Origin of the sequence: Aeromonas media, assembly GCF_000819985.1 — a bacterium.
Lineage (GTDB): Bacteria > Pseudomonadota > Gammaproteobacteria > Enterobacterales > Aeromonadaceae > Aeromonas > Aeromonas media.
In genome coordinates, this window is sequence record NZ_CDBZ01000121.1 from 2399 (window position 1) to 13902 (window position 11504).

Here is an 11504-nt window from a genome sequence, read left to right on the forward strand (position 1 = left end):
CTCGCCCTGCTGCAGCAGGGAGTGTTGCTGGTGCCCCACCCCTGCGGCGAGCGGGAGCCGGTGGAGCAGTGGTTGCGGCTCGCCCGCAGCCAGCTCGCCATGGTGCAGACCCTGATGCAGACCGAGAGCGAGCTGCGCCAGAAGCTGGTGGAGCGGCGGCTCATCGAGCAGGCCAAGGGGCGCCTGATGCGTCATCAGGGGCTGGATGAGGAGCAGGCCTATCGCCTGATGCGCAGCACCGCCATGAGCCGCCACCTGAGCCTGGGGGAGCTGGCGCGGCAACTGCTGCAGGCATTGCCCGCCTGAGCGCCCCGCTGGCAAACCGTTTTGGTGCAATTGCGCCTAATTGAGGCAAACAGGGGGGAGAAGGAGGGAAGAAAAAGCCGGGAAAGGCCGTCCGATGCGGCTTGGCCAATCTGGCACGAAAAGTGAATTACCCAACATACAAGGAGTGATGGCGCCCAGGGCCCGTCACTCGCAACAGGGCAAAGAGGCCTCACCGATCCCGGATCGGTGGGGCTTTTTTTTGGTCGCCATCCTGCAACGAGGCAGGAGGGTGACAGCCCGGAACAGGGAACCGAGCGAGGGACTGGAATGAAAAGACGACAAGGATGTGCGGGGTTGCTGCTGGCGGTGCTGTCGCTGCCGGTGCTGGCCGCGGTGGGTGCCCCCGAGCAGGAGGAGCTCAGACTCGGCTTCATCAAGCTGACCGACATGGCGCCGCTGGCGGTGGCCTACGAGCGGGGCTATTTCGAGGACGAGGGGCTCTACGTGACCCTGGAGGCCCAGGCGAACTGGAAGATCCTGCTGGATCGGGTGATCGACGGCGAGCTGGACGGCGCCCAGATGCTGGCGGGCCAGCCCCTGGCCGCCCACATCGGCATCGGCACCCAGGCCGAGCTGGTGACGGCGTTTGCCATGGATCTCAACGGTAACGCCATCACGGTGGCCAACAGCGTCTGGGCGGCCATGGCAACCCAACTGCCCAAGCCGGTCGCAGGAGAGGTGCCACCGCCGGTGAGCGCCGCCGCCCTCAAGCACGTGGTGGCGGAGTACCGCCAGGGGGGCAAGCCCTTCAACATGGGGATGGTGTTCCCCGTCTCCCCCCACAACTACGAGCTCAGGTACTGGCTGGCGGCGGGCGGCCTGCATCCCGGCTTCTACGCACCCAAGCTCGGCGACAACTCGGGCCAGCGCCAGGCGGACGTGCTGCTGTCGGTGACGCCGCCGCCGCAGATGCCCGCCACCCTGGAGGCGGGCACCATCGCCGGCTACAGCGTGGGGGAGCCCTGGAACCAGCAGGCGGTCGCCAAGGGCATAGGGGTGCCCGTCATCACGGATCAGGAGATCTGGCGCAACAACCCGGAGAAGGTGTTCGGCGTCACCCGGCAGTGGGCCGAGCGCCACCCCAACACCCATGTGCGGCTGGTGAAGGCGCTGCTGCGGGCGGCCTGGTGGCTGGATGCAGAGCAGAACGGCAACCGGCGTGAGGCGGCCAGGATGCTGGCCAAACCCGAGTACGTGGGGGCCGACGAGCAGGTGATCGCCAGCTCCATGACCGGCACCTTCGAGTATGCCAAGGGGGACAAGCGGCAGCTGCCTGACTTCAATGTCTTCTTCCGCCACCACGCCACCTATCCCTACTACTCCGACGCCATCTGGTATCTGACCCAGATGCGGCGCTGGGGCCAGATCCCCGAGGCCAGGCCGGACGCCTGGTTCGAACAGGTGGCCAAGGCGGTGTATCAACCGGGCGTCTATCGCCAGGCCGCCGAGGCGCTGATCGCCGAGGGCAAGCTCAAGGCGCAGGACTTCCCCGACTTTGCCAGCGAGCAGGGCTATCGCGGCCCCCAGGATGGCTTCATCGACGGCCTCATCTACGACGGCCGCCACCCCAACGCCTATCTGCAGCAGTTCGCCATCGGCCTCAAGGGCGATGAGCGGGTGCAATGAGCGAGGAGAACGCAATGAAACGACATAAGTGGCCACTCATCAATTGGAAAGCCATCAATCTGAAAACCCTGGTGCAGCCCCTGCTCGGCGTGCTGCTGTTCCTCGGCCTCTGGCAGTGGGGGGCGAGCCAGGTGCAGACCAGTCTGGGCACCCTGCCCGGGCCGCTCGCCACCGCTAGCCAGTTCTGGTCCCTCGGCCAGGAGCACCTGGCGGAGCGGGAGAAGGCGAGCGCCTTCCTCGAGCGCCAGCAGGTTCGCAACGCCGAGCGGCTGGCGGCGGATCCGGCGGCCGAGGTGAAGCTGCGCCCCTACACCGGGCGCCCCACCTTCTTCGATCAGATAGCCACCAGCCTGTTCACCGTGCTGTGCGGATTCGGGTTCGCGACCCTGATCGCCATCCCGTGCGGGGTGTTGCTTGGCATGAATCAGGGGCTCTATCGCGCCGCCAACCCGGTGATCCAGCTGCTCAAGCCGGTCTCCCCCCTGGCCTGGCTGCCGCTCATCACGCTGGTGGTGAGCGCCCTCTACGCAAACCCGAGTCCCTGGCTCGCCAAGTCCTTCCTCACCTCGGCGCTGACGGTGACCCTCTGCTCCCTCTGGCCGACCCTGATCAACACCGCAGTCGGGGTGGCGGGGTTGGACAGCGACCTGCACAACGTCAGCCGGGTGTTGCGCCTCTCCTTTGTGACCCACGTGCGCCGCATCGTGCTGCCCGGCGCCCTGCCCATGATCTTCACCGGGCTGCGGCTCTCCCTTGGGGTGGCCTGGATGGTGCTGATCGCAGCCGAGATGCTGGCCCAGAACCCGGGGCTCGGCAAGTTCGTGTGGGACGAGTTCCAGAGCGGAGGCTCGGCCTCCCTGGCCCGCATCATGGTGGCGGTGATCACCATAGGCCTCATCGGCTGCGCCCTGGACAGGGGCATGCTGGCCCTGCAGCAGTGGTTGTCCTGGGACAAGCGCCAGGTGCTGCGTTAATCACATTTCTATTCAGGCAGGAGAAGAGCCAATGAAGAGTTATCTGGAGATAAGCGACGTCGGCATCTCGTTCGAGACGGAGCAGGGCAGCTTCGAGGCCCTCAGCCGGGTCAACCTGCGCATCGAGAAGGGGGAGTTCGTCTCCCTCATCGGCCACTCGGGCTGCGGCAAGAGCACGGTGCTCAACCTGGTGGCCGGGCTGCTGGAGCCGACCCTGGGCGGCATCATCCTCGACGGCCGCGAGGTGGCGGGGCCTGGGCCGGAGCGGGCCATGGTGTTCCAGAACCACGCCCTGCTGCCCTGGCTCAGCGTCCAGCAGAACGTGGCGCTGGCGGTGGCCCAGGTGGAGCCTGACAAGCGGGCGGTGGCGGAGCGGGTGGACTACTACCTCTCCCTGGTGCAGATGGATCACGCAAGCCAAAAGATGCCCCACGAGCTGTCGGGGGGCATGAAACAGCGGGTCGGCATCGCGCGGGCCCTGTCGCTCTCCCCCAAGGTACTGCTGATGGACGAGCCGTTCGGCGCCCTCGATGCCCTGACCCGGGCCCATCTGCAGGATGCCCTGATGGCGATCCAGGCGGAGCTTGGCAACACCGTCATCATGATCACCCACGACGTGGACGAGGCGGTGCTGCTCTCCGATCGCATCGTCATGATGACCAACGGCCCCAGTGCCACCGTCGGGGAGATCCTGACCGTGGACCTGCCAAGGCCCAGGGACAGGGTCGCCCTGGCGGATGACCCCCACTATCACAAGCTGCGTCAGCAGGTGCTGCGCTTCCTCTACGAGAAGCAGCGCAAGGTGACCCCCCTCAAGGCAGCCGGGCAAGTGCGCAGCAAGCTGCGCGCCTGAGTCCACCGGATTCAAGGAAGAGAGATATGACTGACAAAGAGCAACAGTGGGTGATCGGCGACGGCGTGGACCTGATCGATCGCCAGAGCGCCGGCTCCGCCGAAAAGCAACGCCTGCTGGTGGTGGGCAACGGCATGGTGGGTCACCACTTCGTCGAACAGCTGGTGGCGGCCGGTGGCCTCGACCGGTTCGAGGTGACGGTATTTGGTGCCGAGCCTGACTCCGCCTACGACAGGGTGCACCTCTCCGAGGTATTCGGCGGCAAGGCCCCGGAGGCGCTGCGCATGGCGGATCCCGCCTGGTATGAAGAGAGCGGTATTGCGCTGCGGCTGGGGGCCGAGGTGGAGGTGCTCGACCGGGCCGCCCGCACCCTGACGCTCGCCAACGGCGAGCAGTTCCCTTACGACCGTCTGGTGCTGGCGACCGGCTCTGTGCCCTTCGTGCCCCCCATCCCCGGCCATCAGCGGGAGGGCTGCTTCGTCTACCGCACCCTGGGGGATCTCGCCGCCATCCGCGATGCCTGCGCCCAGGCCCGCAGCGGCGTGGTCATCGGCGGTGGCCTGCTGGGGCTGGAGGCGGCCAACGCCCTGCGCCTGCTCGGGCTCAAGACCCAGGTGGTGGAGTTTGCCCCCAGGCTGATGCCGGTGCAGCTCGATGAGAGCGGCGGCGCCGTGCTGCGAGACAAGATTCAGGCGCTCGGGGTCGAGGTGCTGGTGGAGAAGGCCACCGAGTGCATCGAGGATGGGGAGCAGGCTCGCCACCGGCTGCGCTTCAAGGACGGCTCTCATCTTGAGACCGATGTCTTGCTGTTCTCGGCAGGCATCCGCCCCGCCGACGCCCTGGCCCGCCAATCCGGGCTGAACGTCGGGGAGCGCGGCGGCATCTGCATCGACGACGGCTGCCACAGCTCGGATCCCGCCATCCTCGCCATCGGCGAGTGTGCGCTCTGGCAGGGGCGCATCTTTGGCCTGGTGGCACCCGGCTACCAGATGGCCCGCACCGCCGTGGCCAGCCTGTGCGGCGGCGAGACCCGCTTCGCCGGGGCCGACATGTCCACCAAGCTCAAGCTGATGGGGGTGGACGTGGGCTCCATCGGCGACGCCCACGCCAGCACTGCCGGGGCCCAGGAGCTGCTGTTGCTGGACAGGGTCAACGGCATCTACAAGAAGCTGGTGACAGACGGCGAGGGCAATCGCCTGCTCGGCGCCATCCTGGTGGGGGACGGAGCCGATTATGAGCGGCTGCTGCAGTACTACCAGAACGGGGTGGCGCTGCCCCAGCCGCCGCTCTCCCTGCTGGTGGGAGAGGCGGGCACGGCCCCCGCGCCCCTGGTGCTGCCGGACAGCGCCATCCTCTGCTCCTGCCACAACGTCAGCAAGGGGGACGTGGTGGCCGCCGTCAGGGCGGGCAATCACGAGCTTTCTGCGGTGAAGAGCTGCACCAAGGCGGGCACCGGCTGCGGCGGCTGCAGCAACCTGCTCAAACAGGTGGTGGATCAGACCCTGGCGGATCTTGGGGTCGAGGCGGACAAGGGGTTGTGCGAGCACTTCGCCTACGGGCGCCAGGAGCTCTATCACCTGGCCCGTGTCGGCGAGCTGAAGAGCTTCGAGGCGCTGCGAGACAAGCATGGCCAGGGTCTGGGCTGCGACATCTGCAAGCCGACGGTCGCCTCCATCCTGGCGTCGCTCTGGAACGAGCACGTGCTGGAGAAGCCCCACCGCGCCCTGCAAGACACCAACGACGCCTTCCTCGCCAATCTGCAAAAGGACGGCACCTACTCTGTGGTGCCGCGCATCCCGGGGGGGGAGATCACCCCGGAGGGCCTCATCACCATAGGGGAGGTGGCGCGCAAGTACGGCCTCTACACCAAGATCACCGGCGGCCAGCGCATCGATCTGTTCGGCGCCCGGGTCGATCAGCTGCCCGCCATCTGGGGCGAGCTGGTGGCGGCGGGGTTCGAGACCGGTCAGGCCTACGGCAAGTCGGTGCGCACCGTGAAGTCCTGCGTCGGTTCGACCTGGTGCCGCTACGGGGTGCAGGACTCCATGACCCTGACCCAGACCCTGGAGAACCGCTACAAGGGACTGCGAGCCCCCCACAAGCTGAAGTTTGCGGTCTCAGGCTGTACCCGGGAGTGTGCCGAGGCTCAGAGCAAGGACATAGGCGTCATCGCCACCGAGCGGGGCTGGAACCTCTATGTGTGCGGCAACGGTGGCATGCGGCCGCGCCACGCCGACCTGTTCGCCACCGATCTCGACGAGCAGACCCTGATCCGCTACATCGACCGGCTGCTGATGTTCTATGTGCGTACCGGGGACAGGCTGCAGCGCACCTCGGTCTGGATGGAGAACATGGAAGGGGGGCTCGACTACCTCAAGTCGGTGATCATCGAAGACAGGCTCGGCATCGGGGCCGAGCTGGAAGCCATGATGGGGGAGATAGTCGGCACCTGGCAGTGCGAATGGAAGAGTACCCTGGCGGACCCGGACAAGCTGAAGCTGTTCGAGGCCTTCGTCAACCGGCCCGAAGACGAGACACCGCCGCGCCGTGAGGAGCGGGGTCAGTGGGTGCCGGATATCTCTATCAAGGAGGTGGTATGAGCGGGGCCAGCGGGTTGCACGCCCGCCATCAGCATCAAGGAGGTGATATGAAGGATTTCAAGGAGGGCACAGTGCACCCTGAGCATGGGCAGTGGCATCGGGTATGCGAGCTGGCGGCGCTGCCGGAGCAGGCCGGGCGCAGCGCCTGGCTGGGCGGGCGGGTGCTGGCGTTGTTTCGCCTCGGGGAGCGAGTCTATGCCCTGGACGGAGTGGATCCCCTGGCCGGGGTGGCGGTGCTCGGGCGTGGCCTGGTGGGGGATGCCGGGGGCGAACCCGTGGTCGCCTCACCGCTCTACAAGCAGCGCTACGCCCTGATGGACGGCCGCTGCCTGGATGATCCGGCCCTGAGTGTCGCCTGCTGGCCGGTGCGACTGGACGGCGGCGAGATCTGGGTACAGCTGGAGTGAGAGGGCTGCGCACATTGTCATCAAGGATCACCGGGCTTGCCCGGTGATTTTTTGTGGTCGACCCGACATTTCTTGCACGCAACCATGGCGGGAAAACGTTTCTCAATAATAATAGACAAACGTTTGTAACTGGATGTTTGTCTATGACGGAACGTGAGCAAGAGATCCTCGCCCTGCTGCGCCAGGATCCCATGATTGCCCAGCAGGAGCTGGCGGACAGGCTTGGCATCAGCCGCTCGGCGCTGGCGAGCCACATCTCCAGCCTGATGCGCCAGGGCTATGTGCAAGGCCGCGGCTATGTGCTGCGTGAAGGCCCCTACGCCGTGGTGATCGGCGGCGCCAACATGGATATCTGTGGTTGCAGCCATGACAACCTGCGCATCGGCGATTCCAACCCGGGCCGGGTACGTACCTCGGCTGGCGGGGTGGGGCGCAACATCGCCGAGAACCTGGCGCGGCTCGGCACCGATACCCGGCTGCTGACCGCGGTGGGCAACGATCAGTACGGCCATCACCTGCTGGAAGTGAGCCAGCGTGCTGGCGTCGACGTGCGCCAGGTGCTGGTGCTGGATGGGCAGGCGACCTCCTGCTACCTCAGCCTGCACGACGGCAGCGGCGAGATGAGCTGCGCCGTCAACGACATGGGCATCATCGACGAGCTGACTCCGGCCAGGCTCGCTCCCTTGAGCGGCTTCCTCGGCGCGGCGCGGCTCTGGGTGCTCGACACCAACCTCGCCACTCACACCCTGGACTGGCTGTTCGAGCGCCAGGGTGAACACATCATCTTCGTCGACACCGTCTCTGTGGCCAAAGTGGAGAAGATCCGCCCCTGGCTGCACCGGATCCACACCCTCAAGCCGAACCGCACCGAGGCGGAGCAGCTGTGCGGCTTCACCATCGCCGGGCCCGATACCTGGCCCATGGCGGCAGCCTGGTTCCACCGCGCCGGGGTGCAACGGCTGTTCCTGAGCCTCGGCGATCAGGGGATTTTCTACAGCGACGGGGAGTGCCAGGGCCATCTGCCCGTGCTCGGCAGCCCTGTCGTCAATGTGACCGGCGGCGGCGATGCCTTCATGGCAGGACTGGCCCACGCCTGGTTGCTGGAGCAGGGCATCATGGAGGCGACCCGATTCGCCCTCGGCTGCGCCGCTCTCACCGTCAATTGTTCCGATACCGTCTTTTCCGGCCTATCCAAGGCCGCCGTTGAACGCATGCTGGAGGAGTACCCATGTTGAACGCTTACCTCGATATCCAACCTGAAGTCGCCGCTGCCCTGGCCGCCGGCAAGCCGGTGGTGGCTCTGGAATCCACCATCATCTCCCACGGCATGCCCTATCCACAGAACGTGGAGACGGCGCGCCAGGTGGAGCAGGTGGTGCGCGACAACGGCGCCGTGCCGGCCACTATCGCCATCATCGACGGCCGCCTCAAGGTGGGTCTGGATGAGGGGGCCCTGGAGGCGCTGGGCAAGGCCGGCCACGCCGCGACCAAGTGCAGCCGACGGGACATCCCCTTCGTGCTGGCGAACAAGGGGCTGGGCGCGACGACTGTAGCGTCCACCATGATCATTGCCGCCATGGCGGGGATCCGGGTGTTCGCCACCGGCGGCATCGGCGGCGTGCACCGCGGCGCCCAGGAGACCTTCGACATTTCGGCGGATTTGCAGGAATTTGCCCAGACCCCGGTGGCCGTGGTCTGCGCCGGTGCCAAGTCGATCCTCGACATCGGCCTGACCCTGGAGTATCTGGAGACCCAGGGGGTGCCGGTTATCGGTTATCAGACCGAGGAGCTGCCCGCCTTCTACACCCGGGAGAGCGGCTTCAAGGTGGATTACCGCCTCGACACCCCGGCGGCCATCGCCGAGGCGCTGCGCCTGAAGTGGGAGCTGGGGCTTGCCGGCGGCGCCGTGGTCACCAACCCCATCCCGACCGAGTTTGCCATGCCCAAGGCAGACATCGACGCCGCCATTGCCCAGGCACTGCGTGAGGCGGACGAGCAGGGGGTCAAGGGCAAGGAGTCCACTCCCTTCCTGCTGGCCCGGGTGTGCGAGCTGACCGGTGGCAACTCCCTGGCGGCGAACATCCAGCTGGTGCTGAACAATGCCGCCCTGGGTGCAAAGATTGCCGCCAGCCTGTAACGGCAGGTGGATGAATGCAAAAGAGGGCCTGTTGGCCCTCTTTCTTATTGTGCAAATCGGTTACATAAAACCTTATTGCAGCACCAGTCGACCGTTGAGGGGTTGCACGGGTCTGTTGTTGGGGTGGTGCATCACGGCCTTGAAGGCATCGATCTGGGCCTGGCTCACCTGCACCGGCTGCTTCATCACCAGCCAGCGCACCCCTTCCGAGCAGGGCGGCGTGGTCAGGGAGCCGCTGAAGCGGTAGTAGTCGCGCTGGGCGGGCAGCAGTTGCTCCGCCGAGATCGGCTGCTCCAGGCTGTGCATCTCCCCCGCCTTGGCTGGCAGGGTTTGCCAGGCCTGACTCAGTGCCCCATTGGCCCAGCCTGGCTCGAACATCACGGCGACCACTGCCAGCTCCCCCTTGTCATTGGCGTGCACCAGGTGTCCCTCCAGGGGGTAGGACCTGCCCTCGATGAGGTTTTCGCTGGGAGCGTGGAAGTGGAACTGCTTGAGCTCGAAGCGCATGCCGTCGAGCTCAAGGCTGCTGCCCGGTGCATAGTTGACCTGCACCGTGTGACCGTTGTTGACCAGGGTCTTGCCGCCCGGCAGGTAGTGGAACTGCAGTGGTGCCAGCTCGGCTTCCACCAGACCTGCGAGGTTGACCGGCGACTGGTTGCTGCCCGCGCACTGGCCAAATTCCGGGGTCAGGCTGGCCCATTTCGCCGGGCCGGCCTCACCGCTGTATTCCCAGTGCGGAGCTGCGGCGAAGGCGGTGGGGCACAACAACAGAGAGCAGGCCAACAGGGACTTTCTCATCATGCATCCTTATCTTGATTGAAAAGCGCGGCCATCCGTTTCCCCACTCGGTGAGGGAACAGCAGATGGCATTCTCTGGAATGCGGGATACAGAATGTCAGACCGGATATTTATTATTGAGGATCATTGCAGGCGATATTTATGATGCATTTAATATGAATCTAAATAATCTTAGGCCACTCCTTAATATTGAATGGTGGCTCTTTAAAATGAAAGCAATCTAATTAATTGGCTGGTATCAAGGATGAATTCTTTCATGTTCCTCTCATCGAGGTCAGGCTTTTCACCTCGCAAGCCTTCGCTTCAAGTCCACCAAAAAATCACAATTCATTGTTTTTTATTGTCATTTTTCATTCCTGTTTTGAACTTGAACAAATGATAGACAGTTGCTCCCGAGCAGGCTGACGCTGCGATTGTTCGCAAACTCAAGAGAGAGAGTAAATATTGTCTGCTGGCGCTGGCGCTGGCGCTGGCCTTGCCCGGAACGGGTAATAGGGCCGATATAACTGGTCAGCCCGGTCAACTGCTGTACCGGGAGGGCTATGCCTCAGGACAACAAGTCGGCCAGCCGGCTTGCGGACTACGCAGTAAAGGTGGATGAGGTGAAGCAGCTGAGCGGGCTCGACTTCTGCGCCGAGCGACCTGATGAGCCGGAAGAGGCCATGGAGTTCAGGCTGATGGCCATATGGGCAGCGGCTCTCCCTCATGACAACAGGGGCCTCGGCCCCCGTTGTCATTTGCTGATCTCATCCCCCACCTGCTTGACCGCATCCCGGGTACCGTGGCCGATCTCGCGGGTCACGTCACGGGTGGTGTGGCCAATTTCCCGGGTCACGTCCCGGGTGGTGTGACCCACGGTGCGGCCCGCCTCCTTGATGTCGGCGCAGCCGCCGAGCAGGCTGCCCAAGGCCAGGCCGAGTGCCATCAGTGCCATGCAGTCATGCCTCATGCCGTGCTCCTTTTCGTTTCATCATCATCTTCATGTCGATGTCGGCATTATGGCCTCGTGTGCAGCGGCCGGGCAACCAGCAGGGTGTGGCCCGGTCCCGGGATCTCGTGCTCGGCCTCCACATGGAAATGAGCCTCGCGCAGGCACTGGTACAGCTGTTTGGAGTGATAGAAGCGGCTGTTGCCGTTGGCCAGGCAGGTGAAGTAGAGGGAGGTGGCGTTGAGACTGAAACTGGCGGCTTCGAAAGTCTGCCTGTCCCAGAACAGCTCCAGGATGCAGACCCGGGCGTCCGGTTTCATGGCCAGTCGGACCCGGTTCAGGATGGCGACGATCTGCGCGTGGCTGAAGCAGTCGAGAAACTGGCTCATCCACCAGATGTCCGCCTCGCCGGGCAGGGGGCCTGGTTGCAGCAGATCCACCGGATGACCCTGCACCCGCTCCGCCAGTCCGGCCTCCTCGATGTTGAGGCGGGCCAGTGCCAGCTGCTCGGGCAAATCCAGGATGGTGACCCGCAGAGCGGGATCCCGTTTGGCACAGGCGATGGCCCACTTGCCGGTGTTGCCGCCCAGATCGTAGAGGTGGCGCGGCGCATAGCCGAACACCTTGTCCTGCGCCTGCTGGAATGCCCAATCGGAGTAGAAGTGATCGAACGCAAACCAGCTGCGGCGGGCCGGTTCGGGCAGCTCGTTCAGGTGCGGGTAGAGGGTCTGCCATGGACCAAACTCCTGCAAGCCGGCCGGCGAGCCCTGACGGATGGCGTCGAGTAGATGGGGGCCTTGTTGATCAAATCCAAAGTCGGATACTCGCTCCCCAACCCGCCGGGCGGGCTTAGT

General features: G+C 65.0%; 11 protein-coding genes. 8 read left to right on the forward strand and 3 right to left on the reverse strand.

Annotated elements, in window-relative coordinates:
• From BN1127_RS20885 to BN1127_RS10650, 8 genes are all read left to right on the forward strand, one after another.
• The coding region (locus BN1127_RS20885; protein WP_048824765.1) for an ANTAR domain-containing response regulator at nt 1–306 on the forward strand (306 nt) is incomplete at its 5' end.
• 288 nt (nt 307–594) lie between these two features.
• Nucleotides 595–1953 carry a CmpA/NrtA family ABC transporter substrate-binding protein gene (locus BN1127_RS10620; RefSeq protein WP_042649418.1) on the forward strand — a complete coding sequence of 453 codons (1359 nt, stop codon included), beginning with the start codon at nt 595–597 and terminating at the stop codon, nt 1951–1953.
• A gap of 14 nt (nt 1954–1967) precedes the next feature.
• Nucleotides 1968–2927 (forward strand): ABC transporter permease, encoded by a 960-nt coding sequence (locus BN1127_RS10625; protein WP_042649419.1) that lies wholly within the window; start codon nt 1968–1970, stop codon nt 2925–2927.
• A gap of 31 nt (nt 2928–2958) precedes the next feature.
• Entirely contained in the window at nt 2959–3780 is an 822-nt protein-coding gene (locus tag BN1127_RS10630; RefSeq protein WP_042649420.1) for an ABC transporter ATP-binding protein, read from the forward strand.
• Nucleotides 3781–3806: 26 nt separating this feature from the next.
• The gene (gene nirB / locus BN1127_RS10635) at nt 3807–6380 is read left to right on the forward strand and encodes a nitrite reductase large subunit NirB (RefSeq protein WP_042649421.1); all 2574 of its coding nucleotides are present in this window, start codon (nt 3807–3809) and stop codon (nt 6378–6380) included.
• Nucleotides 6381–6427: 47 nt separating this feature from the next.
• On the forward strand, nt 6428–6787 hold the full coding sequence (gene nirD / locus BN1127_RS10640; RefSeq protein WP_042649425.1) for a nitrite reductase small subunit NirD: 360 nt from the start codon (nt 6428–6430) through the stop codon (nt 6785–6787).
• Between the two features lie 143 nt (nt 6788–6930).
• Nucleotides 6931–8022: a PfkB family carbohydrate kinase gene (locus BN1127_RS10645; RefSeq protein ID WP_005326010.1), complete on the forward strand. Its 1092-nt coding sequence runs from the start codon at nt 6931–6933 to the stop codon at nt 8020–8022.
• Complete coding sequence (locus BN1127_RS10650) at nt 8016–8924, forward strand: pseudouridine-5'-phosphate glycosidase (RefSeq protein ID WP_005326011.1); 909 nt, start codon at nt 8016–8018, stop codon at nt 8922–8924. The genes BN1127_RS10645 and BN1127_RS10650 overlap by 7 nt, the downstream gene beginning before the upstream one ends.
• 72 nt (nt 8925–8996) lie before the next feature.
• On the opposite strand, the gene BN1127_RS10655 is transcribed toward BN1127_RS10650, so the two are convergent.
• The 3 genes from BN1127_RS10655 to BN1127_RS10665 form a co-directional block, all read right to left on the reverse strand.
• On the reverse strand, nt 8997–9722 hold the full coding sequence (locus tag BN1127_RS10655) for a carbonic anhydrase (RefSeq protein WP_042649422.1): 726 nt from the start codon (nt 9720–9722) through the stop codon (nt 8997–8999).
• Nucleotides 9723–10455: 733 nt separating this feature from the next.
• Nucleotides 10456–10671 (reverse strand): hypothetical protein, encoded by a 216-nt coding sequence (locus BN1127_RS10660; protein WP_042649423.1) that lies wholly within the window; start codon nt 10669–10671, stop codon nt 10456–10458.
• Nucleotides 10672–10718: 47 nt separating this feature from the next.
• The coding region (locus tag BN1127_RS10665) for a methyltransferase (protein ID WP_048824767.1) at nt 10719–11504 on the reverse strand (786 nt) is incomplete at its 5' end.

What these genes read in the sequence shown, in the direction of transcription:
- BN1127_RS10660 (WP_042649423.1), bottom strand. Translation starts at nt 10,671, where the DNA reads ATGAGGCATGACTGCATGGCACTGATGGCACTCGGCCTGGCCTTGGGC.
- BN1127_RS10625 (WP_042649419.1), top strand. Translation starts at nt 1,968, where the DNA reads ATGAAACGACATAAGTGGCCACTCATCAATTGGAAAGCCATCAATCTG.
- nirD (WP_042649425.1), top strand. Translation starts at nt 6,428, where the DNA reads ATGAAGGATTTCAAGGAGGGCACAGTGCACCCTGAGCATGGGCAGTGG.
- BN1127_RS10630 (WP_042649420.1), top strand. Translation starts at nt 2,959, where the DNA reads ATGAAGAGTTATCTGGAGATAAGCGACGTCGGCATCTCGTTCGAGACG.
- BN1127_RS10620 (WP_042649418.1), top strand. Translation starts at nt 595, where the DNA reads ATGAAAAGACGACAAGGATGTGCGGGGTTGCTGCTGGCGGTGCTGTCG.
- BN1127_RS10645 (WP_005326010.1), top strand. Translation starts at nt 6,931, where the DNA reads ATGACGGAACGTGAGCAAGAGATCCTCGCCCTGCTGCGCCAGGATCCC.
- BN1127_RS10650 (WP_005326011.1), top strand. Translation starts at nt 8,016, where the DNA reads ATGTTGAACGCTTACCTCGATATCCAACCTGAAGTCGCCGCTGCCCTG.
- nirB (WP_042649421.1), top strand. Translation starts at nt 3,807, where the DNA reads ATGACTGACAAAGAGCAACAGTGGGTGATCGGCGACGGCGTGGACCTG.
- BN1127_RS10655 (WP_042649422.1), bottom strand. Translation starts at nt 9,722, where the DNA reads ATGAGAAAGTCCCTGTTGGCCTGCTCTCTGTTGTTGTGCCCCACCGCC.